Source organism: Beijerinckia sp. 28-YEA-48, from assembly GCF_900104955.1.
Taxonomy (GTDB): domain Bacteria; phylum Pseudomonadota; class Alphaproteobacteria; order Rhizobiales; family Beijerinckiaceae; genus Terripilifer.
The window spans coordinates 2,899,070-2,922,337 of record NZ_FNSI01000001.1 but is presented as its reverse complement, the minus strand read 5'-3'; the positions used below and the strand labels follow the sequence as shown (position 1 = coordinate 2,922,337).

At 62.6% G+C, this 23,268-nt stretch carries 21 protein-coding genes; 9 read left to right on the top strand and 12 right to left on the bottom strand.

Annotated features, from left to right (window positions below):
- Window positions 1–22: 22 nt before the first annotated feature.
- A complete protein-coding gene (locus BLW50_RS13900; protein WP_170850148.1) occupies window positions 23–2,818 on the bottom strand; it encodes a DUF2339 domain-containing protein in 2,796 nt (931 codons plus the stop codon).
- 187 nt (window positions 2,819–3,005) lie between these two features.
- On the opposite strand from BLW50_RS13900, the gene BLW50_RS13895 reads away from it, so the two are divergent.
- Complete coding sequence (locus BLW50_RS13895; RefSeq protein ID WP_090703405.1) at window positions 3,006–3,944, top strand: DnaJ C-terminal domain-containing protein; 939 nt, start codon at window positions 3,006–3,008, stop codon at window positions 3,942–3,944.
- An 86-nt stretch (window positions 3,945–4,030) separates the two neighbouring features.
- Here BLW50_RS13895 and BLW50_RS13890 read toward each other — a convergent pair whose 3' ends face one another.
- From BLW50_RS13890 to BLW50_RS13880, 3 genes are all read right to left on the bottom strand, one after another.
- Complete coding sequence (locus BLW50_RS13890; protein ID WP_090703402.1) at window positions 4,031–5,695, bottom strand: L-lactate permease; 1,665 nt, start codon at window positions 5,693–5,695, stop codon at window positions 4,031–4,033.
- Between the two features lie 73 nt (window positions 5,696–5,768).
- Window positions 5,769–6,257: an anti-sigma factor family protein gene (locus tag BLW50_RS13885; RefSeq protein WP_090703400.1), complete on the bottom strand. Its 489-nt coding sequence runs from the start codon at window positions 6,255–6,257 to the stop codon at window positions 5,769–5,771.
- Between the two features lie 7 nt (window positions 6,258–6,264).
- Complete coding sequence (locus BLW50_RS13880; RefSeq protein WP_139267622.1) at window positions 6,265–6,759, bottom strand: hypothetical protein; 495 nt, start codon at window positions 6,757–6,759, stop codon at window positions 6,265–6,267.
- A 354-nt stretch (window positions 6,760–7,113) separates the two neighbouring features.
- On the opposite strand from BLW50_RS13880, the gene fabI reads away from it, so the two are divergent.
- On the top strand, window positions 7,114–7,935 hold the full coding sequence (gene fabI / locus BLW50_RS13875) for an enoyl-ACP reductase FabI (RefSeq protein WP_090703394.1): 822 nt from the start codon (window positions 7,114–7,116) through the stop codon (window positions 7,933–7,935).
- A gap of 142 nt (window positions 7,936–8,077) precedes the next feature.
- Window positions 8,078–8,674, top strand: coding sequence for a histidine phosphatase family protein (locus tag BLW50_RS13870; RefSeq protein WP_090703392.1), 597 nt, complete (start codon window positions 8,078–8,080; stop codon window positions 8,672–8,674).
- Here the strand turns inward: BLW50_RS13870 and BLW50_RS13865 are convergent.
- A complete protein-coding gene (locus tag BLW50_RS13865; protein ID WP_170850147.1) occupies window positions 8,661–9,245 on the bottom strand; it encodes a MarR family winged helix-turn-helix transcriptional regulator in 585 nt (194 codons plus the stop codon). The genes BLW50_RS13870 and BLW50_RS13865 overlap by 14 nt on opposite strands.
- 106 nt (window positions 9,246–9,351) lie before the next feature.
- Here BLW50_RS13865 and BLW50_RS13860 point away from each other — a divergent pair, with 106 nt between their 5' ends.
- From BLW50_RS13860 to BLW50_RS13845, 4 genes are read left to right on the top strand one after another with little or no spacing between them, the layout of a single operon-like run.
- Window positions 9,352–10,842 (top strand): carotenoid oxygenase family protein, encoded by a 1,491-nt coding sequence (locus tag BLW50_RS13860; protein WP_090703387.1) that lies wholly within the window; start codon window positions 9,352–9,354, stop codon window positions 10,840–10,842.
- Entirely contained in the window at window positions 10,839–11,549 is a 711-nt protein-coding gene (locus BLW50_RS13855; RefSeq protein ID WP_090703384.1) for an alpha/beta fold hydrolase, read from the top strand. Before BLW50_RS13860 ends, BLW50_RS13855 begins: the two co-directional genes overlap by 4 nt.
- Before the next feature lie 34 nt (window positions 11,550–11,583).
- Window positions 11,584–12,372 (top strand): alpha/beta fold hydrolase, encoded by a 789-nt coding sequence (locus tag BLW50_RS13850; RefSeq protein WP_090703382.1) that lies wholly within the window; start codon window positions 11,584–11,586, stop codon window positions 12,370–12,372.
- A gap of 31 nt (window positions 12,373–12,403) precedes the next feature.
- Entirely contained in the window at window positions 12,404–13,375 is a 972-nt protein-coding gene (locus tag BLW50_RS13845) for a Bug family tripartite tricarboxylate transporter substrate binding protein (RefSeq protein ID WP_090703379.1), read from the top strand.
- A 1-nt stretch (window position 13,376) separates the two neighbouring features.
- Here the strand turns inward: BLW50_RS13845 and BLW50_RS13840 are convergent, their stop codons facing one another.
- The 7 genes from BLW50_RS13840 to BLW50_RS13810 form a co-directional block, all read right to left on the bottom strand.
- Entirely contained in the window at window positions 13,377–14,204 is an 828-nt protein-coding gene (locus tag BLW50_RS13840) for a class I SAM-dependent methyltransferase (RefSeq protein WP_090703377.1), read from the bottom strand.
- Window positions 14,205–14,262: 58 nt separating this feature from the next.
- Window positions 14,263–15,039, bottom strand: coding sequence for a DUF1499 domain-containing protein (locus tag BLW50_RS13835; RefSeq protein WP_090703373.1), 777 nt, complete (start codon window positions 15,037–15,039; stop codon window positions 14,263–14,265).
- A 38-nt stretch (window positions 15,040–15,077) separates the two neighbouring features.
- Window positions 15,078–15,614 carry a YkgJ family cysteine cluster protein gene (locus tag BLW50_RS13830; protein WP_090703370.1) on the bottom strand — a complete coding sequence of 179 codons (537 nt, stop codon included), beginning with the start codon at window positions 15,612–15,614 and terminating at the stop codon, window positions 15,078–15,080.
- Window positions 15,611–16,714, bottom strand: a complete 1,104-nt coding sequence (locus BLW50_RS13825; protein WP_090703367.1) for a M48 family metallopeptidase — start codon at window positions 16,712–16,714, stop codon at window positions 15,611–15,613. The genes BLW50_RS13830 and BLW50_RS13825 overlap by 4 nt, the downstream gene beginning before the upstream one ends.
- A 5-nt stretch (window positions 16,715–16,719) precedes the next feature.
- A complete protein-coding gene (locus BLW50_RS13820; RefSeq protein WP_090703365.1) occupies window positions 16,720–17,976 on the bottom strand; it encodes a YjgN family protein in 1,257 nt (418 codons plus the stop codon).
- Window positions 17,977–18,021: 45 nt separating this feature from the next.
- Complete coding sequence (locus BLW50_RS13815; RefSeq protein ID WP_090703362.1) at window positions 18,022–19,644, bottom strand: B12-binding domain-containing radical SAM protein; 1,623 nt, start codon at window positions 19,642–19,644, stop codon at window positions 18,022–18,024.
- Window positions 19,645–19,771: 127 nt separating this feature from the next.
- The gene (locus BLW50_RS13810) at window positions 19,772–21,400 is read right to left on the bottom strand and encodes a long-chain-fatty-acid--CoA ligase (RefSeq protein ID WP_090703359.1); all 1,629 of its coding nucleotides are present in this window, start codon (window positions 21,398–21,400) and stop codon (window positions 19,772–19,774) included.
- A 233-nt stretch (window positions 21,401–21,633) separates the two neighbouring features.
- Between BLW50_RS13810 and BLW50_RS13805 the strand changes: the two genes are divergently transcribed.
- Complete coding sequence (locus tag BLW50_RS13805) at window positions 21,634–22,314, top strand: RidA family protein (RefSeq protein ID WP_090703357.1); 681 nt, start codon at window positions 21,634–21,636, stop codon at window positions 22,312–22,314.
- Between the two features lie 45 nt (window positions 22,315–22,359).
- Window positions 22,360–23,160 (top strand): glutathione S-transferase family protein, encoded by an 801-nt coding sequence (locus BLW50_RS13800; RefSeq protein ID WP_090703353.1) that lies wholly within the window; start codon window positions 22,360–22,362, stop codon window positions 23,158–23,160.
- The last annotated feature ends 108 nt before the right edge of the window (window positions 23,161–23,268 follow it).

Below are 23,268 nucleotides of genomic sequence, written 5' to 3'. Positions count from 1 at the left end.
ATTCGTCATTTCCGCCAGTCTATCACGGCGCGGCGCCGGGCGGGCGATCCGTCGGCGCATTTTCTGGGGTCGATGCCGGCCGCACGAACACCAGTTTCTGGTAAACGAGGCCGATGCCGATCAGCACGGCGCCCAGGCCGATGAAGCTCAGCGCCCGCAGAATGCCCTCAAGGCCAGCGAGATCGAAGAGGAACACTTTCAGCACGCTGATGGCGACGAACACTGCCGAGGCCAGGCGCGCCTCGCGCGATCCCCGCAGCAGGCCCCAGGCGAGCAGAACGACGCCGAAGGCGAGCCAGACCGCCGAATAGGCATAGAATTCGGCGCCGCTGGTGTGACGCAGCAAGCCGAGATAAGGCCCCTGGAACAGCCGTCGGGTTTCCAGCGTCAGATAGCCAAAGACGAGCAGGATGGCGACGACGCGCGCCATGGTCACATACCAGGCCGGGCGCACGCCGTTGGCGACGAGCGATAGCACAAAGGCGAGGATCGCCGGCAACAGATAAGCGATCAGCAAGGCGTTGAAGATCGTGCCGCCCTCTACCGGCTGCCACGAGAAATACGGATTGCCGAAGCCGCCGAGACCGATGATGGCATAGGCGAAGGACAATACGCCAAAGCCGAGCGAGGCGATGCGGAAGACGATGGATGAGCGCGCCGCGTCGAGCTTCGTCAGCACGATGGCGAAGGAGAATGCGGCGACCGCATGCAGGCCCTGTTCGATCGTCGGCGCGGCGGCGGCGAAGGGGTCGCCCGCGTTGATCAGATGCCGGATCTCGAAGAAGACGAGGAAGGCGGCGAACAGGATCGTGAGCGCCTGGGCCACACGCACCGGCGTGTCCTCACCGCCATGACGACGCATGAGCCGCGCCGCATAACCGAAGGCCAGTGCCGGCACGCCATAGCCATAGAGTAGCCAGTTGAAGATCGGCGTCGTGCCCGGCTGGGCGATGACGCGCGGTTCCCAGGCGAGCCGCGCGGCGATGATCACACCGAGGCCGGCGACGCACCAGCGCAGCGCCGGGATTTCGAGTTTGACGCCGACATAGGCGGCGCCAAGTGCGGCCACCGCGAGCGCTACGACGAGCGCACCACCATTGAGCGCGAAGGTGAAACCGAGCGCGAGGGCGGCAATAGCCGCGGAGGCGAAAACGCCGGTGGCGAAGCGGGCGTTTGGCGTTTCGTCAGCGCCTCGGCTTTCAAGGTCGCGGAATTTGGTCGCGGCGCCGACAAAGATCAGCGCCAGAGCCGCCGCGCTGGCAGCGAAAGCGAAACTGCGCTCGCCTTGCGCCATGCGCATCCAGGCAACAATGAGAACGGCGAGTGGCGTCAGCGCCGCTGTCGCGCTGTAGATCGAGAGCGTCACCACCGGCAGGCGGCGCGCGATCAGCATGCGCCAGCCGCCCAGCGCCAGCATCGCCAGCGCGGCGACGGTGCAGAAGCCGATGAACAGGTTTGGCTGCACCGGCCCGATGAAGAAGTCTGCGGCGAAGTCCGGCAGGGTGCCGCGCGCGTCGGGCGTGATCGTCGCCGGCCACAGCCGCGCGGTCACCAGAGCCAGCACGCCTGCAGCGGCGAATACCGCCGCGGCAGGCGCGACGAGGAAGCCGATCAGCGCCAGGGCCGCGATGGCGAGGGCTGAGAACAGCACCCAGCCATTGCCGAACTGGCCGGCGAGACTGCCTTCCAGCAGGGCACCGATCGCCAGCAGGCCGAAGATCAGCGGCGCGGCGATGGCGATCGGATCGGGGCGAGCGTCTTCCTCACTGGTCGTGCGTGACGGATCCCAAGCCAGGAAATAGCCGGCGAGCGCCATCTGTATGATGATGTGGATCATCGTCGCCGGGAAGAACTGGCCGGCATCCCCGCCTTCGATCTGGCTGGCGAAGACGAGCCCCCAAAGCGCAGCGCCGACGGCTGCGGCGATGGCCAGCCACAGCCAGAGGCGCAGCCGCGCCAGGCCATAAGCGACCGCCGTCAGCACCGCGAGATAAAGCACCACCGGCCAGGGATTGGGAGCATCGCTGTCGACCAGCAGCGGTGCGACGAAGGCGCCGACGAGGCCGAGGCCAGCGAGCGACGGCCCATGCAGGGCCGAGGCGAACATGCAGGCGACGCCGACCACACCCAGGGCGATGAAAGCGGGGGCAGGGCCGATGAACCCGTAAAGCGCGTGGGCGGCGTAGATCGCACCGAAGGCAGCCACCGTGCCGGCGGCCGTGAGCATGGCCGGAATGCTCGGCTTGGCCATGGCTGCGACAGGGACGGTGTCTACGGGCGGCTCGCGCCGGCGCAACACTTCGCCGCCGACGATCAGGGCTGCTGCGAGAATGAGGCCGAAGGCAACGCGCGCCGCTGGCCCGAAAAGTCCGGCCTCGATCGAATAGCGCACCAGCAGCAGGGCGCCGAGGGCCAGCGCCAATCCGCCGACCCAGACCGTCCAGCGGGTGCCGAAACTTTCTTCGAGGCTGCGCGACGGGCGGGCGGGGGCCGGCGCGGCGGCGGCCGCTTCCGTCGGGGCGTCAGGCGGAACGGCAGCTTCGGAAGCTAAGGCTTCCATCGGCTCCGACGCCCTTTCGGCCGGGGCGAATGTCTCGATCGGTTGGACGGGCGCTGCGGGGGCCGCTTCCGCCGGTGCGGTGCGACCTTCTGGCGGTGCCTCCTCGACGCGCCGGAGCCGGTACTCGAGCCTGCGAACCGTCTGTTCCAGCTCGCTAACCCGACCGCGCGCGCCCAAGGTCAGGAAAAAGGTGACGGGACCGAGGACCACGAGGACCAGGCCGGCGAGGGCGAGGAAAACAAAAAAAGAATCGTCCATCAGTTCCGGCTCCAGGGCCGGCAGCATTGCCCAGACCGCCCCACATCGCAACAAAACGCCCATAATTGACCGAAACGGCCCACAACTTGCTAGTTTGGCTTGCAATCAGTCGGTCACACCCCCAAATCATGGCCGAGACATAGGTAGCCGCGCCGATCATGGGCGGAGCCGGAAGTGGGCTCGTTGAATGCGTGATCCTTATTTGGTTTTAGGGGTGTCGAAATCCGCCTCGGCGGACGAGATCAAAAAGGCGTTTCGGCGCCTGGCGAAGAAATATCACCCCGATCAGAACAAATCCGACCCGAAGGCCCAGGAGAAATTCGCCGAGGCCAATCAGGCCTATGAGATCGTTGGCGACGACAAGAAGCGCGCCAGCTTCGATCGCGGTGAGATCGACGCGGAAGGCAAGCCGCGTGGCTTCGAAGGTTTTGGCGGCGGATTCAATCCAGGCGCCGGCCGTCGCCAGAGCAATCCCGACGGTTCGCAACATTTCGAATTTGAATTCGGTGGCGCTGGCGGCCGTGCGGGCTTCGATCCGTCCGATCTGTTCAGCGATATTTTCAGTTCCGGCCGTCGCGGCCGTGGCGGCCCGGCACGTCGTGGCGAGGACATCAATGCCGTCGTCACCGTGCCGTTGAGCGATGCCGTGCGCGGCGGTTCGGTGCGTGTCTCACTGCCCACCGGTCGCATGGTCGATGTGACGATCCCGGCGGGCATCGAGTCGGGCCAGCAGATCCGGCTGAAAGGCCAGGGCGGTCCTGCGCCGTTCGGTGGCGAAGCCGGCGACATTTTGTTGACGGTGCAGATCGCGGCGCATGCGCAGTTCAAGATAGACGGCCGGGACCTTCGTCTCGATCTGCCGCTGACGATTTATGAAGCCGTCCTGGGCGCCACGGTTGAGGTGCCGACCTTGACCGGTGCGGTGGAACTTAGAATTCCGCCCAACAGCAATTCGGGCCGCACCATGCGCCTGCGTGGCAAAGGCTTGCCCGAACAGGGCGGCAAACCGCAGGGCGATCTTCTGGTGACTTTGAAGATCGTGCTGCCGGATGTGGTCGATGCTGATCTGGAAGCCGTTGCTCGCAAGATGCAGGCCGAGCACCCCTACAATCCGCGCAAACCATAGCGCTGCAAGCTGATAGATGCGCCATCAAAGCCGGGCTTAAACGCCCGGCTTTTGCGTTTAGTGCAAGTCGTTCCAGTGCAAGTCGTTCAGTGCAGCACCATCGCCGTGAACGGATAAACATAGGCCTGCAAAGTGACGAAGAGGCCGACGAGGCTGGCCAGAATGATGGAATGCCAGAACACGAAGCGCAGGATCGTGCCTTCATGGCCATACCAATTGGTCGCCGTGGAGGCGACGACGATGGATTGCGCATCGATCATTTTGCCCATTACACCGCCCGACGAATTGGCCGCCGCCATCAGCACGGGTGAAATGCCCAATTGCTGCGATGTGATCTTCTGCAGATTGCCGAACAGAATGTTGGAGGATGTGTCGGAGCCGGTAAGCGCCACACCCAACCAGCCAAGCAATGTGCCGAAGAAGGGATAGAGGATGCCGGTTGCGGCAAAGGCCAGTCCCAGCGTCGCATCCAGGCCCGACAGTCGCGTCAACGTCCCGATCGCCAGCATGGCCGAAATGGTGATCAGCGAAACGGCGCAGACTTTCAGCGTGCGGCCGTATTCAGCAATGAGCTTAGCGGGCGAGAAGCCCATCAGCAGGCCGGAGACGATGGCTGCCAACAGCATGCCCGTGCCGGTGAAGGAGAGATAGGTGAAGGCGAAGACCGCGCCTTCCGGCGTCGGTTTGGGAACGACAGGCGCCACCTTGTTGATCAGGTTGTGCAGCTCCGGAACCGCGTAATTCCAGGTGAAGATCGCATTCGCCCAGTTTTTGAACGCGCCATTGCCCCAGATCAGCATGGCCACGCAGACCAGGATCCAGGGCAGCAGCGCGCTCCACAATTGTTGCGGGGTGAGCTGCGGCTTGTCGGTCAGGGTCGCCGGCCGCGCCAGGGCGGCTGATTCATCCTTGCCGCGCAGCGCCGGCGAAAGCCAGATTTCTCGCGGCTGCCAGACCTTCAGAAAAAGAATGAGACAGCCCATCGAGATCAGCGACGCGCCGATGTCAACGATCCATGGGTTGATGTAGTTGGAGATTACGAACTGCGGGACGGCGAAGGAGATCCCGGTGACGAGAATGGCTGGCCAAATCGCCATCATCCCGCGCCAGCCGGCAAAGGCGCCGACCACCCAGAACGGCACGATCAGGGAAAACACCGGCAACTGGCGCCCGACCATGGCGCCGAGCACGTAAGGGTCGAGCCCGGTCACCGACGCCAAGCCCTGGATCGGCGTGCCGAGCGCGCCGAAGGCGACCGGCGCCGTATTGGCGATCAGCGACAGGCCGGAGGCGGCAAGCGGCGAAAAGCCAAGGCCGATGAGGATCGCGCCTGTGATCGCCACCGGGGTTCCAAAACCTGAGGCACCTTCGAAGAAAGCCCCGAAGGAAAAGGCGATCAGCAACAACTGCAGCCGTCGGTCTTCGGTGACACCACCGATGGCTCGTTGCAGCAGTTCGAAACGCCCGCTCGCGACGGTGACGCGATAGAGAAAAATGACGTTGAGGACGATCCAGCCAATGGGGAAGAAGCCGGTGACCACGCCGAGCAGCGAGGCGCGGATCGACATGTTGGCGGGCATGGTGAAAACGAAGATCGCGATCAGGTTCGCGACGATCAGGGCGACCACCGCCGCGATATGGGCTTTGACCTTGCCGCTGGCGATCAGAACGAGGAGCGTGACGGCAGGCAGGGCCGCCGCGATTGTGGAGAGAGTCTCGTTGTTGAGCGGATTATATGATTGGTTCCACATGCCGTTGCTCCCCAACGACCGTGCTTATCATGTGGAACTTCTACCTATTCGCGCAGAAAAGCAAGCAGGACGCTCAACGCGTGCTGTCGCCCGGCCGTTCTGACGCTGTCGTCTGCTGGGTCGGGGCCCGTTGTTCGTCGAGGAGGCGCATACCCCCATACATGGCCGCAGCGCCAGCCAGGAAGGCCAAGACCGCGACGAGGATGAGCCGCTGCTGGGGCGAGGGTGCGACGTCGGGAAGCGTCGCCGCCAGATTGCGGATCGGCTCGTCGCTGCGCTGGCTTTCGGCGCCCGAAACACGCAGGGCCGGGCGGCGGTCGCGCGGAAAAACCTTCTGATCAAGCGAGCGGGCGAGCGGCGCGATGGGGCCTGCGCCTTCGCGGATCGCCGGGGCAAAAGCGGTGCGCAAAGCTTCCTCACGTTGGCGCCAGCGCGCCAGCCGTTGTGCGTCGCTTGGCGATGACCGCAGATGTTCGCGCAGCAGCGCCCGGCGCGACGGCTCGGTTTCGCCGTCGAGAAAGGCGCTCAGTTCCGCCGCGCTGACCAGTTTGCTGGAAAACATCAGCGTCTCACTTCACGATGCGTAAATGGCCGGGCGGCGTGCCGCGCGCCTGGCCGCCGGCGGCGCGCCGAACCGCCTCGTCGAAAAATTCGTCCAGCTTGATGCGCGCTTGCGCCACCCGCGTGGCCAGAACGTCATAGGGGACGCGCATCACCGCGGCGGCGTCGGCATAGCCGAATTCCTCAAGCGCTACGAGCAGATAGGCGGCGCGCTCCTCAAAGCGCAGCGTCGTCAAGGCCACGGTCATATCGGCGTCTTCGGAAGGCTCCACGACTGGCGGCTCGGTCCCGGCGCTCTTATGCGCCGCCCGCGCCTTGTCGATCATGTGCTGGAACAGGCAGATACGGATGTCGGAACGGCCGGCGGTGTCGTCGGCAGTGAGAGCGGCTTCTATCGTCAGCCGCACGACCTCATCGGCCATGTCGGTCTCGGAACCGGCGTAGAGCGCCCGTGCGAACCGGCGCAACCGCCCTGTCAATCGTTCCACCACGCTGCGCTTCACTTTGGCGTCTTTCCTGTCTAGCCGCCTGCTGGTCCGCGGAGTTTAAGCCAAACATGGGCGCCGGGTCACGTTCTTTAAAGCGCCTTCAACCGCTATACCGCCGCGGGCGCGCCGTTGCTGTGGAATTTAACCGTCACAACAGCTATTCCCGGGCGGCATGGCTTCATTTTGCCATTAATCCGGGGCTCGCCCGTCCGTGGTCCACATATTTCCACCCGCGCACGACGTATCAGGTGGTATTCACTCCTTGGTCTGCTTGCCTTGGCCTGTATGAACAATTAAACGCCACAGGTGAGGGTAGCGGCCGTCATCTATGGAATTCGGCCATCCATCGGAGCGAGTGTCGAGGCACATATGGCACAGGAATCGGGCATTCTTGCCGGCAAGCGCGGCCTTGTCATGGGCGTCGCCAACAACCGGTCGATTGCCTGGGGCATCGCCAAGGCCGCCCACGATCAGGGCGCGCAGCTGGCTTTCACCTTTCAGGGCGAGGCGCTGGAAAAGCGCGTCCGGCCGTTGGCCGACAGTTTGGGCGCTTTCGTCGCCGGCCATTGCGATGTCACCGACGAGGCGTCGATGGACGCGGTTTTCGCCGCGATCGAAAAGGAATGGGGCGGCATCGATTTCGTCGTCCATTGCATCGCCTTTTCCGATAAGGACGAGCTCACCGGCCGTTATGTCGATACGTCGGCGGGCAATTTCTCCAAATCACTGCAGATCTCCTGCTACTCCTTCACAGCGGTGGCGCAGCGCGCCGAAAAGCTGATGAAGGATGGCGGCTCGCTGCTGACGCTCACCTATTACGGCGCCGAAAAGTGGATGCCGCATTACAATGTCATGGGTGTCGCCAAGGCGGCGCTCGAAGCGAGCGTTCGCTATCTCGCCGCCGATCTCGGCGAGAAGAACATTCGCGTCAACGCCATTTCGGCGGGGCCGATCAAGACGCTCGCCGCCTCCGGCATTGGCGACTTCCGCTATATCCTCAAGTGGAACGAATATAACGCGCCGCTGCGCCGCACGGTGACGATCGAGGAAGTGGGCGAGACAGCGGCCTTTCTGCTGTCGCCCATGGGCCGTGGCATCACCGGCGAAATCCTCCATGTCGATGCCGGCTATCATGTCGTAGGCATGAAGAACCCGGGTGCGCCGGATATTTCGGTCGCCACTAAGGAATAAGACACAGCCATTCTCTATTTTTCGCGTTTGCCCAAGAGCCCGGTTCTGATGAAATCAGCACCGGGCTCTTGTTTTTTCTTTCGAGGCATTTTCTTCGCGTGAACCGGTAGCCACTTCGCTCGAAAATGCTTAATCGACGGATATGGCACCTGCGCGATTGATCTTCATCCGTCACGGAGAAACCGACTGGAACGCCGAAGGGCGCTTGCAGGGACGCCAGGATATTGCGCTCAATGCGCGGGGCGAATATCAGGCCGCCGCCGCTGGCCGCAAGCTCCTCAACCTGCTGGGGCCCGAACGGGTCGCCGATCCAGCGTTGCCTTATCTGTCCTCGCCGCTTGGTCGCGCCCGCCGCACCATGGAGATCGCTCGCACGACGATCGGGCTCGACCCTACAGCCTATGCGCTCGACGACAACCTGGTCGAACTGAGCTTTGGCGTATGGGAGGGAAAAACTTGGCCGCAAGTGCGCAAAGCCGAGCTGCAAGCGGCCATCGCCCGCGAAGCCGATAAATGGAACACCCTGCCGCCGGAGGGTGAGAGCTACGCCATGCTGACCGAGCGCATGCGGGCCTGGATCGAGGCGCACACGAAGGATTGCGTGGTCGTCTCCCATGGCGGCGTGGCGCGGGCGCTGATGGTCATTCTCAGCGGCCTCGCGCCGCAACGCGCCGCTGTCACCGAAATCTGGCAGGGCCGGCTGCTCGTGTTCGAGAACGAACGCTTTATTTGGATTTGACGGCTGGCTGTTCGCGCGGCGCCTCGCCCTGGACATCCGCCATTTTCTGCGTGTTCGCTTCCAGGCTGACGAGCACTTTCTCGAACACGTCGATGTCTTTGGGGGCGATGCCTTGCAAAGCTTCGCGGAGATAGCGCCGGCGTCGCTCCGAAACTTCAGCGACCAGCTTCTCGCCGGCCGCCGTTAGGATCACGCGGGTGAGCCGATTGTCGTCTGCATCGGTACGCCGCACCACGAGCTTGCTGCGCTCGAGCAATTTGACCGAACGGGTGATCGCGGCCGGATCGACCTGATGCGCGTCCTTGAGCTGCTTCTGCGTGCAGTCGGGATTGTGAGCCAGGAAGGCCAGGATGCGCCATTGCGCGATGTGGACGCCGGTCATGCGTTCGAACACGCTCGTCGTTAGATTGCCGACCCGCAGCATGCGCGCGAGCGCCATCGTGCTCTCGTAGTAGAGCGTCGCATCGTCTTGGACGGCACCTTGAGCTGCACCTGCAGTTTTCTGGGGGGCCGTGGAAAGCGTTCGCTGCTTCATCGGCGAACCATGGCTCGATTCGCGGCGCAGAACCATGATCTCGTTCCTCATTGGCAGGGCAGTGGCAGGGAGGTGCCGCGGTCCTCTTGACAGATAATAATTGCTCAATCAATAATTGATAGATCAAATATGGAGCTATCAAATGTTGCGGAGCAGCAAGATCGAGCTGACGCTCTCGAACGCGGCCGGTAATCCGTTTCTGCAGGGCCCCTTCACGCCAAACGACACCGAATACGCGGTCTCCGGCCCGGACCTGAAGGTCATCGGCGAGATTCCCAAGGATCTGTCCGGCATTTACGTTCGCAACACCCATAATCAGGTGCATGAGCCGATCGGCGTCTATCATCCGTTCGATGGCGACGCGATGATGCATGCGGTGCACTTTCACGATGGCATGGCCGAATATCGCAATCGCTTCGTGCGCACGACCGGCTTTCTCGCCGAACAAGCCGCCGGCAAGGCGCTATGGCCCGGCCTGCTCAACCCCAATCTCTATCAGCGTCGCGGCTGGGGCTCGATTGGCGCCATGAAGGACAATGCCGGCACCGACGTCCTCGTTCACAACGGCCAATTGCTCGCCACCATGTCGCAAGGCGGGGAGCCCTGGCGGCTCGATCCGATCACGCTCGAAACGCTCGGGCCCGACGTCAACATGGGGCGGCAGGTCAAGGACGGTGTGTCGTCCCATGCCAAGGTCGATAACGCCACGGGCGAACTGATGTTCTTCAACTATCCCGAACATCCGCCCTACATGAATTACGGCGTCTGCAACGCCAAGGGCGAAGTGGTGCATTACGTGCCGATCGAACTGCCGGGCGCCCGCTGGCCGCACGATCTCGGCATCACCAAGAATTACACCGTGTTGCACGATCTGCCGCTCTATTTCGATCCGGTGGCGCTGAAGAAAGGCGTGCACGATCTGGTGTTCAATCGCGACATGCCAGCGCGCTTTGGCATCGTGCCGCGCTATGGCGACAACACCTCCATCCGCTGGTTCGAGGCCTCGTCCTGCTTCATTTTACATCTCTCCAATTGCTTTGAAGATGGCGACGACGTGGTGATGGACGCCTGCATCATGCCGGACTTCAAGAAGATCCCGGTCAATGAACATAACAATGTGTTCGAGCGCATTCGCGCCAATCTCGACAAGCACAACAATCCGACCTTCATGCATCGCTGGCGCTTCAACATGCGCACGGGAGAGACCCGCGAAGAGCGGCTTGACGACGAGATCACCGAGTTCCCGACCGTCAGCAACGAAGTCGTCGGTCTGCCCAATCGCTATTCCTACAATGTGCTCTACAAAAAGGGCGAGTGGCTGTTTCGCGGCCTCAAACGCTATGATCTGCAGCGCGGCACGGCCGATCGTTATGAATATGGCGAGGGGCGCTATGGCAGCGAACCGCAAATGGCGCGCGCTGTCGGCGCCACGCGCGAAGACGACGGCTATGTGCTGACCTTCGTCACCGACATGAACGAGAATATGTCGGAATGTCTGATCCTGCGTGCCGACGATATGGCGGCGGGGCCCATCGCCCGCGTCATTCTGCCGGAGCGCATCCAGGTCGGCACCCATGCCTGTTGGATCGAAGCCGATCGCCTGCACGGCGAGCGGACAGCGAGTGCCGCATGACCCATCTGGTTCTGGTTCCTGGGGTCAACAATACGCGTGACACTTGGAATGGCGTGATCGCCGCTTTACCGGCGACGATCACCTGCCATCCCCAGGATTGCGCCGCCTTGCCGAGCGTCGAGGCGATCGCGGCCGATCTTCTCGCCCAGGCGCCGGCGCGCTTTCATCTCGCGGGCTTCTCCTTCGGCGGCTATGTCGCGCTCGCCATGCTGGAACAGGCGCCCGAACGTATCGAGGGGCTGGCGCTGATCTGCACGTCGTCCTTCGCCGACACCGAACAGCAGAAGGCGGCCCGTGACGCAGCGGCGGCCGCGGCCGAACGCGGCGATCATATGAAGCTGGTGGAAGGACCTGGCGCCATCGCTCTGCATCCCGATGCGGCGCGTGATCCGCAGATCGCGGCGCTGCGTCTGCGCATCGCCCGGGCCTATGGCGAGAAACGCTTTATCGCCCATCAATATGCCAGCAAGGCGCGCGACGACCGCACGGCTCTGCTGGCCGCAGCGCCCATCCCACGCCTGTTGGTCGCGGCGGAGGATGATCGCGTCATTCCGCTCGAGACCATGGGGCGGATGGCGGAGGCGGTGCCGCAGGCGCAATGGATGTCGGTGCCGCGTGCCGGACATCTTCTGCCGATCGAGCAGCCAGACGTGTTGGCTCGTGTGCTCGGCACCTGGATCGGTTCATCGCAACAGCAAACGCAATAACGTCAGGGGACGGCGTCATGCAGGGGAGAGCGTTATGAAAGAGCAGACATGTCCCGATCATCTTGTTGCCGGTAGCGGTGCAACAACTGTATTCCTGCTGCATGGCGGCTATGGATCGAAGGACTATTGGAAGCCGGAGATCGAAACGCTGGTGAAGGCCGGCTACCGCGTCGTCGCTTGGGATGCGCCAGGTTATGGCATCTCGCCACTGCCGCAGGAGTTCAGCATCGAGAGCCTGGCGGCGGCTTGCGTGCGTCTCATCGATCAGGTCGGCAGCGCCTGCAATGTCGTGTTCGGCCATTCGATGGGCGGCTTGATCGCGCCGAAGGTCTATGAGCTTGCGCCGCAGAAAGTGCATGGCCTCATCCTCTCGGCCACTCTGTCGTCGTTGCAGCAGGGCGGTAAGGATTTCGCCGAGGACTTTCTGGAGAAGCGTCTTGCACCATTGACGCAACACGCGACCTTGGCCGCAGCCGCGACCCCGTTGGTGAAGTCGATGTTCGCGCCGACATCGTCGGGTCCATTAGCCGATCTCATCATCGAAGTGGCGGCAACCACGCCGACGCCGACCTTCCGCGCCGCCATGTATGCCATCCAGGCTTGGGACGGTCTGCCTGTCCTGAAAAAGATCGCCGTGCCGACGCTCTGCATCGCTGGCCGGCACGATCCGGTGGGCAAGCCGGAGGGCATGCAGCAAATGGCATCTGTGATTGCCAATGCCGAATTCGCGGTGATCGAAGATGCCGGCCATTACGCCTGGGCCGAGCAGCCGCAGGCGTTCAACGACGCTCTGCTCGATTTCTTGAAGCGCCGCGTCGGCTGACGTAACGGACCAAACTTATTCGGGGGATGGGATGAAGAAGTTTTGCATTGGCCTGACGCTGGCTGCCGCCACGCTCGTCAGCGCATCGGCGATGGCGCAGGATTGGCCCGCACGCACGGTGACCATTCTCGTGCCTTATCCGGCCGGCGGCGTCGCCGATGCGGTGGCCCGCGCCGTCGCGACCCAGGCGAGCACGGAACTCAAGCAATCCGTCGTCGTCGAAAATCGCACCGGGGCCAGCGGCCGCATCGCGCTCGATCAACTCATCCGCGCCGAGCCCGATGGCTATACGCTCGCCTTGGCTGTGCCGGCCCTGCTGTCGTTGCTGCCGATCACTGATCCGAAATATGCCGATCTCGACAAGAAATACACGCCGATCACCATTGCGGTCGAAACCTATTTCGGCTTCGCCATCAATCCGCAAAAGACCCAGGCGAAAAGCTTCCAGGATTTGATGACATCGGCGAAAGCCAAGTCTGGCCAGCTCACCTACAGTTCGGCCGGCGCCGGCACATCTTATCACTTCTGGTCCGAGGCGATTTTGAAGGAAGCAGGTGTCAGCGCGCTGCACGTACCTTATCGCGGCGAAGCACCGGCTACAACCGATCTTCTCGCTGGCATTGTTGACTTCACCCTCGTCACCGGCGCCGGTAAGGGGCTGGCCGACGACGGCAAGATCAAGATCCTCGCCGTGTCGGCGCAGAACGCCTGGGACATCTATCCCGGCGCGCCGAGCCTGAACGAGGTTGGCGTGAAGCAGGCGGTTGCCGCCGGCTGGCTCGGCTTCATGGGGCCTCCCGGCATGTCGAAGGCACTGACCGCGAAAGTCAATGCTGCTTTCCTGTCCGCTTTAAAACGGCCGGAAGTGCTCAATATGCTTGCAACGCAGGGCTATACGGTGGTCGCCAGCGCGCCCGAAGCCATGCCTGCGGCTGTCGTGAAGGAGCAGGTGATCTTTCGCGATCTCTTGGCGTCGGGCCGCGTGAAGCTCGAGCAGCAATAGCTCAATCTTGCGGCCTGAGCCCGGAAACGGCCCAGGCCGTCGCCACCATGGAGCGCGGGCCATCGGGATCGCCGGCCAGATAGGCCTGTCGCACATGGTCGCGGATATTGTCGCGCAGGGCTGGAGCAAGAGCATCGATATAGACGCCGACGGGTCCTTGTCCGCCGGTCAAGGGCTCCCAGTAATCGTCGAAGCTGGCGTAATCCATGCGCGTGTGCAGGGAGGCAAAACGCACGTCGCGCAGCGGTGACTGCCGCCACAGCGCCAACAGCGGATCGAGTTTGGCGAGCGGTGTCGAGAAATGTTTGTCGCGCGCCGCGCCGGCGCCTGGATCGACGCCTGACGCCGCATCCCAGAACAGACGTTGATAGACAAGGCCACCGCGAAAATCCCAGATCGTTGCCGAGACAGCGCCGCCAGGCTTGGTGACGCGGATCATCTCAGAGAGTGCCTGCTGTGGCTGCGGGATGAAATTGATCACCAGCTGTGCATAGCTCGCCGCGAATGTCGCATCGCTGAAAGGCAGGTCGGTGGCGCTGGCCTTGGCGAAGATCGGCCGGCCTTCGCTTGCGCGTGCGTTGGCATAATCCACGTAGGGCTGCGCCACGTCGACGCCATGGACGGCGCGATCGGGAAAGCGCCGCGCCAGTTCGAGGGCGAGGCTGCCGGTGCCGCAGCCGGCATCGAGCAAAGGTCCGCCTCCGGCGGGTGGCGCGAAGCTGGCGAATTCGCGCGCCAGCGATTCCGTCCAGCGCCCGAGAAAGCGTTGATAAGCCGCGCCGCTCGTGGCGACATAGGTCGATGTCTGGGGCGATGTTTGTGCGGTCATTCCAGCTCCGAAGTGAACACGCTCCTATAGCAACGCTGTATCTTTTTGAATACAGCGGTTACCGGGCGTCGAGCTGGGTTTGCATTTCCTGGCTGAACCGCTGGATGCGACTGGCGTTGGCGCCGAAATCGTGGCGGCCGACGCGCGAAGCGGAGCGGATGTCGATGCGCGTCTGCGCCGCGAGCGGGCGGATGCGCACGGTGATGTCGTCGGGCAGGCCCATGATCACCGAGCGGTCGACAGCATCCACCCGGCCGATGCCAGCGCGCCCGCCGGGAGGAACCTGGTCGACGACCTGCCAGTGGAGTGCCGCCGCCGCGCGCAGCACGAGCTGATAAACCTCCTCTGGCTCAAGGTCGATATTGATCGGCTGTATGGTGGGATAGGCGCGCCGCTGCGCCAGGCGGCGCTCGGCGGGGACGTCGGGCGGGACGAAGCCGCCACGTCCGCGCAGTGCTCGCGCCGAACGGGCGAAGGCGGGCGGGTCGTTGATGTCGGTCGAAATATCGTTGAGCACCGGCAGCCGCACGGCTTGCACCGCCAGCCAGCCCGGATAGGCGAGCACGATGAGCGCCAGAAAGACGGCGGCGACGGCGATGCCGACACCGCGCAGCCCCATGCGCCAGATGGTGACGGCTGCGGCGCCTGCGAGCAGCAAGGAGGCGCAGGCGAGGAAGATCGCAGCGCCCAAAACCGATAGGCCAGCCGTGGCATCGGCCGCGCGGGTGCGCACCAGAATAACCGCCATGCCGGCTAGCGCGATGGCGAAAACCGCCAGCCGCCGGGCCCAGATGGCCGACGCTGAATTCGGTTCCTCAAGAATGAGCCGCCGCATCCGGCTAAATCCTTATGCCGCTGCCTACCGTCTTTGGGTCAGGCCGCATTCCGATGCACCGTCGCGGTGAAAACAGGGCCGGCCGGCCCCGCCTGGCGCGACACCGTGATGTGGTCCTGCGGGCTGACCGCGCCAAGGTCGCGTTCGCCGTCAGGCAGCAAGGCCAGGCAGCGTTCGCCGATGCGCACGAAGACGAAACGGCCTTGCGCGGCGCCATCGAGAATCCAACGATGGATGACGGCGAAATAGGGGGGGCGGCGCCAGGCATTGGCGAAATTCGGATCGACGGCGATCAGGAGATTGCCGCCCTCGGTCATCTGGGAAATGACGAATTTCGACCGTTCCGGCTTCCATTCGTCGCCCATATTCTCGTCCTGCAGCCATTTGCACAGGAAGGTGCGGCACGTCTGGGGCCGCTGTTCGTAGATCGTACAGCCTGTCCCCGGCTTGACGTGGCTGCACCAGCGGCCGGCCGGCTTGGCGAAATCGGTGATGTAGAGAACCTTGCAGCACATGGTGCAGGAGCCGCAGGCGCGGCCGGGCACGATCATGTCGAGTTCGTTGTCGTTGGTCATGTTTTATCGTTCGTCTTATCGCTTGGTTTCGCGGGCCCGCAGATCTGTTTCAGGCTTTGCCACTCTGCCTCGCTCAGGATCGGCGGTCCAGCGGTTGCTGGGGCGGCGGCAGCCATCCGCTGCAACCGTTCTTCCGACAAGGGGTGACTGGCGACAAAGTTCATCAGGCCACGATCTTCCGGGCCCGTCACCCGTAGCAGTAGTTCGCCCAGGGGCTTGGGCGAGCGGCCGAGGCTTTGCATCACTTCGATGGCGAGGCCATCGGCATTGCGTTCGGCATCGCGCGTATAGGAGGCGTTGGTCAGCGTTTTCGCCGCATAGATCGCCGCGCCCGATCCGGTGACGTCACCAAACAGCAGGCCAAGCAGGAAGGACGTGCCGCCTGCCTGGAGGAGAATGCGCATGCTGTCGCGATGTTTCACATGGCCGAGCTCATGTGCCAGCACGCCGGCGATCTCGTCAGGGCTTTGCGCTTTGTCAAGCAGGCCGCGAAACAGATAGACCTTGCCGCCAGGCAAAGCGATGGCATTGGGAATGCCCGAGCGCACCACGCTGGCGCGCACGGCGACGGGCAGTTCAGCCGGCGCCACGATTTTGCCGATCAGCTTGCGGAAGGCGGCGGAGCCTTCGGGAGTGTCGCAAGCGCTCGTATTGAAAATCGTGCCGACTTGCTTGTCAGTTGCTTCGCCGAGATAGTTTTCAAAGGTCATCGGCATCATCGGCGTCAGCTTATCGGCCACGTAAGGAATGCCGTAGAGCCCGGTCAAGATCAGCGACACAGCGGCGGCAAGCGACCAGGCAACGATGCGGCCGGTGGCGGTTCCTGACGTCGTGTCCTCGACGTCCAGGCGCGGGCAAGCCTTGCGCAGCTGCGCGGCGAAAAAATCGTCGGGCATGATCAGACGCGCCAGTTGGGCGCCATTCAGGGTGCGCAGGCGAAAGCTGCCGTCCGACGAGTCGGCGCGCCGCACCCATTCATAGGGCCAGCCGGCGAGCACTCGGTCGTCCTCGACGATCTCCAGCGTATGCCCAAGCCGCACAATTACAGTGTGCGGCTTGTTCGTGAGTCCATCGTAGAATGTGGCAGGGCCTTGCTGCATGGCGGTTAGAATCCACCAATATCGAGGCTGTCGGCAAGTCCCTCGCCAAGCGCGCTTGCTGCGTCGCCTCGCTGGGCCACCCCCTCCAAGGAGGCGACGCCCGCGACGGTGAGAGATTCAACCACCGCCCGCCAGATTTCATGCATGCCAAAGAAGCGCTGCACGATGCCGAAGGACATGAGGATCAAGAGATAGAAGAGGGCTGCTGCGACCAGGATGGCGATGTGGAAAATGCCTGGCGATTTCATCCGGCCGGCGGTTTCACTCATCAGAAGTTTGAGGTCGCCCAAACCTAGATGAACGATGAGGGCGAGGAGCGCACCGACGATCAACCAGCCGATGAGGAGCAGGAGCGCCCAGCCGATGGTCCGCAGATAAAGCCGCAGAAATTGCCCGCCACGCAATGTCGAGTTCATCGAGACGTTGCCGAGGCGCACGCCCTGCGCCCACCAGCGCCATTCGAGCGCTCTGAAATAAGGATAGGCGATGAGTGACGCGATGAACCAGAGCACCACTGCCGCGCCATAGCCAAAGGTGGCCGCGATCGGGAGGTCTTTCTCGTCGCCGGCCAGTTTGATCCAGTCGAAAGCGGCTGTGCCTGCCAGAAGAGCGATCAGTCCGCCGACGGTCAGCAGCCATAGGCCGATGCCGCGCTTGAAGAACTGGCCGCCGCGCCCCTCGAAGGCGCCGGGCGCGTCGCCATAATAGGTGTTGCGCATCTTGAAGCTTTCACGCCAGCGCGCGTACCACGGATAGACGAGCCCAAGCGACAGCACGACGAGGATCTGCCAGCCGAAGGCGCGCAGCGCATAGGCCCAGCCTGATCCTGTCATCCAGAAGCGCACGCCGCGCCACACCGTGCGCGACAGCCGGTAGCGCCGCGCCCGGTACAGCGCGAATTGTCCGAACAGATACATGAACAGGATGAGCAGCAGCGACGAGAAAGCGCGCAATTGCTCGAGCCAGAGACCGATCAGGAAAATCACCAGATAGATCGGCACCAGAATGGCGAGCGCGATCAGAAAGCCGACCAGCAGCTCGCGTCCACGGCCGGTGTATTCGAAGTTCTCGCCGTTCAGCGCGGTGCGCGACCACAGGTGCCGGCGCAGGTCCGTTGTCAGCCAGAAGCGATAGAAACCGAAGGTGACAAGCTGCAACAGCGCGCCGCGCACCAGAAGATGCAGGAAGCGACGGCCATCGCGCAGGAACGTAATTCGGTCAGCGGGGGCTTGCGCGCGCGCTGTAGTCAATTGATCGGTCATACCCAGCCCGTTTATATCCCGCGATGATCGAGGCAACAGCTTCGCTTAGACGGGCGCCGGCGCCAGTGTCGGGGCGCTCATTGCAAGCGGGGCCTGCCAGCGGCCGGATTCTATGGCCTCGATCTGCCGTTCAGTTTCGCCGATCCAGAATCGGCTAAGCGGCGCAAGATACAGGTAGAACACCACCATGACCATGATGTTACGGATGGCGCTTGGGTTGCGCACCAGACATTCGATGATCAGCTTCCACACCGGCCAGCGCATGTCGGGCCGATGCACGGTCACTTCCCACATGATCTTGAAAAACCGATCGATCTCTCGCAGCGAGTCGCGGATCGCGATCCAGGCCGGTAATTTCACCCGTTGCATCGGCACAACGGCCCGCCGCAACCGGGCGAAATAGGCTTTCGGTTCGTAGAGGCGGCGCAGGACGCCGGCGAAATCCCGCAGAATCTCGGCGCGCGGTCGTGATGTCTCGAAATTCAGTCCAGACAGCGCGAAATCGCCCTGTCGGCTGTCGACATCATGGCCGGTCTCCGGATGCAAACGGCCTTCCTTGGCGAGCCGCCGCGTCAGCTGGGTGCCGGGCAGGGCATAGAGCAGGCCGAGCATGCCCATCGGCAGAGCGGCATCCTCGATACATTGCATGATGCCGTCGGCGACACTTTGCTTTTCGGAATCGAAGCCGACGATGAAGCCGGGAAACAGAATCATGCCTTGGGCGTAGATCTTGTGCACGCTCTCGTAGATCTCGTGCTTGATGTTCTGCTTCTTCGCCATCTGGATCAGGGTTTCGGGATCCGGGCTTTCAATACCGACGAAGAAGCCGAAGAAGTTCGCTTCACGCATCATGGTCATCAACACCGGATCGTCGGCGATGTTGAGCGAGGCCTCGGTCGAGAAGGTGAAGGGAAAGTGGCGGCGTTTCTGCCAGGCGATGAGATGCGGCAGGAACGCTTTGACGGCCTTCTTGTTGCCGATGAGATTGTCATCGACGAAATCGAGATGGCCGCGATAGCCAAGTTCGTAAAGCCGATCGAGCTCAGCCAGCATTTGATCGGCGGTCTTGGCGCGCGGATTGCGGCCATAGAGTTCGATGATGTCGCAGAACTCGCAGGTGAACGGGCAGCCGCGCGAAAACTGCAGGCCGATATAAAGATAGTCCTTGAACTTCAGCAGGTCGAAACGCGGGATCGGCGTTTTCGTCACGTTGACCTGGAAGCGTGGTGCTATGAAACGCCCCTGGCGTTCACCGTTGTCCCACGCGGCGACGAAATCACCGATGATGTCTTCGACTTCGCCGAGCACCTGGAAATCAGCGCGGTCATAGATGTGCGGGCTCGATGTGGCATCGGGTCCACCGACCACCACCGGCAGGTTGCGCGCGCGGCAGCGCTCGATCAGATCCAGGGCATCGTTCTGCTGCGAAAGCATGCCGCCCGTCATCACCATGTCGGGCCAGTCGAGGTCATGCTCTTCCAGCGTGTCCGTATTGCGGTTGATCAGCCGAATGTCCCACGCGGCCGGCAGCAGCGCGGCCAGCGTGATCATGCCAAGCGGGGCCGCGGGATATTTGGCCCCGAGCACTTCAACCGCGCCCTCGTAACTCCAGAACGAGTGTGGGTTAAAACGCGGGAAAATCATCAGCACGCGAATACGACGGCTCATGATATTTCTCCGTTGTCAGCTCGCGTTTCCAGCGACTGGCTGCACCTTGAGGGTTGCATCATGCCCGCGAATATGCTGCGGCGCAACTGGCGGGCGCGCCGCAGTCTTCTGCTCGTCTTTCGCCGGCCTACACAGCGGTCGGCAGCCGGTAGTCGACAAATTGCTCGCGCAGCCGCACTTTATTGATCTTTCCCGTCGCCGTATGGGGGATTTCGCTGACGATTTGGACGTCGTCGGGCATCCACCATTTGGCGATCTTGCCTGACAGGAAGGCCAAAAGCGCCGCCTTGTCGACCGTATGGTCAGGCTTTTGCACCACGACCAGCAGCGGCCGCTCGTCCCATTTTGGATGGCGGATGCCGATAACAGCCGCCTCGGCCACATCGGGATGGCCGCAGGCGATGTTCTCCAGATCGATCGACGAAATCCATTCGCCGCCCGATTTGATCACGTCCTTCGAGCGATCGGTGATGGCCATATAACCGTGCTCATCGATCGTGGCGACGTCGCCCGTATCGAAAAAGCCTCTGTCGTCGAGGACACTGCCTTCGCCGCGGTAATAGGCTTTCACCACCGCCGGTCCCGCCACTTTGAGGCGGCCAAAGGTCTTGCCGTCCCACGGCAGTTCCTTGCCCTCGTCATCGGTGATCTTCATCTCGATCATGAACGGGGTGTGGCCCTGTTTGCTTTTGAGATCGTAAAGCGCATCGCCCTTCAATCCACTGACGACGGGCTTGATGGAACAGACCGTCCCGAGCGGGCTCATTTCGGTCATGCCCCAGGCGTGAATGACCTCGACGCCATAGCGCTTTTCGAACGCTTCGATCATGGCGCGCGGCGCGGCCGAGCCGCCGATCACCAGGCGTTTTAGGGTGGAGAAAGTTTTGTTCTCCTTCTCCAAATATTGCAGCAGCATGGCCCACACGGTTGGCACGCCCGCCGTACAGGTCACTTGCTCCGTTTCCAGAAGTTCATAAACGGAAGCGCCGTCGAGCTTCGGCCCCGGCATCACCATTTTCGCGCCCACCATCGGCGCCGAAAAGGCGATCGACCAGGAATTGGCATGGAACAGCGGCACGATCGGTAGGATCGTCGTGTTGGCGCTGATCGCCAGGCAGTCCATCATGCTGGCGGCGAGCCCATGCAGCACGTTGGAACGATGCGAGTAGAGCACGCCCTTGGGGTCTCCCGTCGTGCCCGAGGTGTAGCAGAGGCCGGCGGCGGAGCGCTCATCCAGCTCAAGCCAGCGAAAGTCGCCGTCGCATTCGCCAATCCAATCCTCATAGGCGACGGCGTTTTTGAGGGCGGTCTTGGGCATATGCGCCGCATCGGTGAGGACGACATAGCGTTCGACCGTCGGCAGCCGGCTGGCGATGGCCTCCAGCAAGGGCACGAATGTCGGATCGACCAGCACCATGCGATCTTCCGCATGGTTGACGATCCAGACGATCTGCTCGGGAAACAGCCGCGGATTAACCGTGTGGTAAATGGCGCCGGCGCCGGTGATGCCATACCAGGTTTCAAGATGGCGGGCGGTGTTCCAGGCCAGTGTTGCAATGCGGTCGCCCGGGCGCACGCCCTCCCGTGTCAGTCGCTGCGCGACCTTCAGGGCGCGGGCGCGGATGGCGGCATAGTCGGTGCGCACGATCGGCCCCTCGACGGAGCGTGTCACGACCTCGCGTGTGCCATGCTGTTTTGCTGCATGATCAATGATTTTTGGTATGAGCAGCGGCCAATCCTGCATGAGCCCCAGCATGCGTTTCCCTCCGTAAATCCCTCTCCGCCTGTCAGGTTAGCCGATTTTGAGTCTGCGGAAAGATCGAATTGCCAATAAATCCGATCTTGGAAATGCGACCTTGGTTGCAACCGAATGGGCAGGCGCGCGTTAAAGACATCGGGTTTGCGTCGGCACCTGGCCTGGGCCAGGATTGGGGCGGGCGAAACTCCATCGACAACTATCATCGGCAAGCATCGAGTAGAGGAACGCGCATGATCTCCCGGGTCTGGGTTTTGCATGAGGGACGGGAACTCCTGAAAGTGTCGGTTAACGGCGTAGCCAACGGCGACATCGAGGGGGAAAGCCGGGTCGCCATGGAAAGCGCGCTGTCGGCGCTGATCGAAGCAGGTTTTCACGACGATCATATCGTGCGCAGCCGGCTCTATGCGCGCGATGCCGAGGCGCGGCAGCTGGCCAGCAATGCGCGCCTGTCCATGCTCGGCGGCCCGCGCCGCGCCGCCAGTTCCAGCTATATCGATCCCGAGCGCTTGCCGATGGGCAGCAGCATCGCGATCGATCTCGTAGCTCAACGGGTGCATCGAGCCGAGGTGGCGAAACATGTCGCCGAATATGATCCGATCATCGCGCCGCCCATGTATGTGGCGCTCGATGGCATGGTGTTTCTGTCCGGCAATACGGATACGGCGCCTGAGTTCGAACAGCAGTTGGAGAATATCCGGGCCAAGATCGACGCGAGCCTGGCAGCGGCTGGCACGGACTGGCGCCGTCTGTTCGATTTCACCGCCCATGTCTCCAGGACCATCGGGCCACGTCGCGCCGCACGCGGCCTGGCCAAGTATTTCCCCGAGGTGGCGAGCGTGACGATCTCAAGTGTGATCGGTTACTCGGCGCCCGAGAAGCTGGTCGAGATCGAAGTGGCTGCTAGTCTCTGAGAATGCATGTTATGAACGTTCCAAGCACGTGCGGTTAGGGGCCGAATGCTGGAGCTTTATCATCATGGATCGTCGGCCTGCGCGGCAAAGGTTCGTTTCGCGCTGGCCGAGAAGGGATTGGAGTGGCGCAGCCACTATCTTGATATTCTCAAGGGGGATCAGTTCGATCCGGCCTATCTCAAGATCAACCCCAAGGCGGTGGTACCAACCCTTGTTCACGATGGAAGGGTGATCCCTGAGTCCACCGTCATCTGTGAATACGTGGAAGAGACATTCCCCGGCCACAAGATCTATCCCGAGACGGCCTATGAACGCGCGCACGTGCGTGTTTGGACCAAGGCGGTGGACGAAGAATTACATCCGGCATGTTCCGCAATCACCTACATCGTGTCGCATCGCCACACGATTTTGCGCCAAGGCACCGGTAACTTTGACGAGTTTCTCCAGCGCGGAGCCGCGGAGGGCACCGCCGCGCGCACGCTCAAATGGCAGTGGATACAGCAAGGGATAGAGGGACCGGGAGCCGCCGATAAAATGCGTCTCTATGATGGCTACCTGCATAAGATGGAGGCCGCACTTGGCGGGCGGGAATGGTTGGTCGGCGATCGCTTCTCGATGGCCGACATTGCGATGACCCCCTATGTCAATCGACTGGATGCTTTGGCCATGGATGGGCTGTGGACCGGCGGCCGCTTGCCGCAGGTCGAAAGATGGTTCCACCAAGTGAGGGCGCGGCCTTCGTTCAAGCCGGCGTTTGTTGACTGGATGCCGCAGGCTCTCGCGGAGGAAATGCGCGAGAACGGCCAAAAAACCTGGCCGCAAATTCGCGCGTTCTTCGGCCTCTAACGTCGATCCAGGGCACGATTATCGCCTTGCAGGCCTGGCCAGAATCGCGCCTGCGCGGTGGGCTGGGTGGGCAGAGCATAACTGTCGCAGTGCATTTTTTGCCGTTCT

What these genes read in the sequence shown, in the direction of transcription:
- BLW50_RS13825 (WP_090703367.1), bottom strand. Translation starts at nt 16,714, where the DNA reads ATGCAGCAAGGCCCTGCCACATTCTACGATGGACTCACGAACAAGCCG.
- BLW50_RS13815 (WP_090703362.1), bottom strand. Translation starts at nt 19,644, where the DNA reads ATGAGCCGTCGTATTCGCGTGCTGATGATTTTCCCGCGTTTTAACCCA.
- BLW50_RS13885 (WP_090703400.1), bottom strand. Translation starts at nt 6,257, where the DNA reads ATGTTTTCCAGCAAACTGGTCAGCGCGGCGGAACTGAGCGCCTTTCTC.
- BLW50_RS13890 (WP_090703402.1), bottom strand. Translation starts at nt 5,695, where the DNA reads ATGTGGAACCAATCATATAATCCGCTCAACAACGAGACTCTCTCCACA.
- BLW50_RS13820 (WP_090703365.1), bottom strand. Translation starts at nt 17,976, where the DNA reads ATGACCGATCAATTGACTACAGCGCGCGCGCAAGCCCCCGCTGACCGA.
- BLW50_RS13850 (WP_090703382.1), top strand. Translation starts at nt 11,584, where the DNA reads ATGAAAGAGCAGACATGTCCCGATCATCTTGTTGCCGGTAGCGGTGCA.
- BLW50_RS13835 (WP_090703373.1), bottom strand. Translation starts at nt 15,039, where the DNA reads ATGCGGCGGCTCATTCTTGAGGAACCGAATTCAGCGTCGGCCATCTGG.
- BLW50_RS13895 (WP_090703405.1), top strand. Translation starts at nt 3,006, where the DNA reads ATGCGTGATCCTTATTTGGTTTTAGGGGTGTCGAAATCCGCCTCGGCG.
- BLW50_RS13860 (WP_090703387.1), top strand. Translation starts at nt 9,352, where the DNA reads ATGTTGCGGAGCAGCAAGATCGAGCTGACGCTCTCGAACGCGGCCGGT.
- BLW50_RS13840 (WP_090703377.1), bottom strand. Translation starts at nt 14,204, where the DNA reads ATGACCGCACAAACATCGCCCCAGACATCGACCTATGTCGCCACGAGC.
- BLW50_RS13855 (WP_090703384.1), top strand. Translation starts at nt 10,839, where the DNA reads ATGACCCATCTGGTTCTGGTTCCTGGGGTCAACAATACGCGTGACACT.
- fabI (WP_090703394.1), top strand. Translation starts at nt 7,114, where the DNA reads ATGGCACAGGAATCGGGCATTCTTGCCGGCAAGCGCGGCCTTGTCATG.
- BLW50_RS13865 (WP_170850147.1), bottom strand. Translation starts at nt 9,245, where the DNA reads ATGGTTCTGCGCCGCGAATCGAGCCATGGTTCGCCGATGAAGCAGCGA.
- BLW50_RS13805 (WP_090703357.1), top strand. Translation starts at nt 21,634, where the DNA reads ATGATCTCCCGGGTCTGGGTTTTGCATGAGGGACGGGAACTCCTGAAA.
- BLW50_RS13870 (WP_090703392.1), top strand. Translation starts at nt 8,078, where the DNA reads ATGGCACCTGCGCGATTGATCTTCATCCGTCACGGAGAAACCGACTGG.
- BLW50_RS13830 (WP_090703370.1), bottom strand. Translation starts at nt 15,614, where the DNA reads ATGACCAACGACAACGAACTCGACATGATCGTGCCCGGCCGCGCCTGC.
- BLW50_RS13845 (WP_090703379.1), top strand. Translation starts at nt 12,404, where the DNA reads ATGAAGAAGTTTTGCATTGGCCTGACGCTGGCTGCCGCCACGCTCGTC.
- BLW50_RS13900 (WP_170850148.1), bottom strand. Translation starts at nt 2,818, where the DNA reads ATGGACGATTCTTTTTTTGTTTTCCTCGCCCTCGCCGGCCTGGTCCTC.
- BLW50_RS13800 (WP_090703353.1), top strand. Translation starts at nt 22,360, where the DNA reads ATGCTGGAGCTTTATCATCATGGATCGTCGGCCTGCGCGGCAAAGGTT.
- BLW50_RS13810 (WP_090703359.1), bottom strand. Translation starts at nt 21,400, where the DNA reads ATGCTGGGGCTCATGCAGGATTGGCCGCTGCTCATACCAAAAATCATT.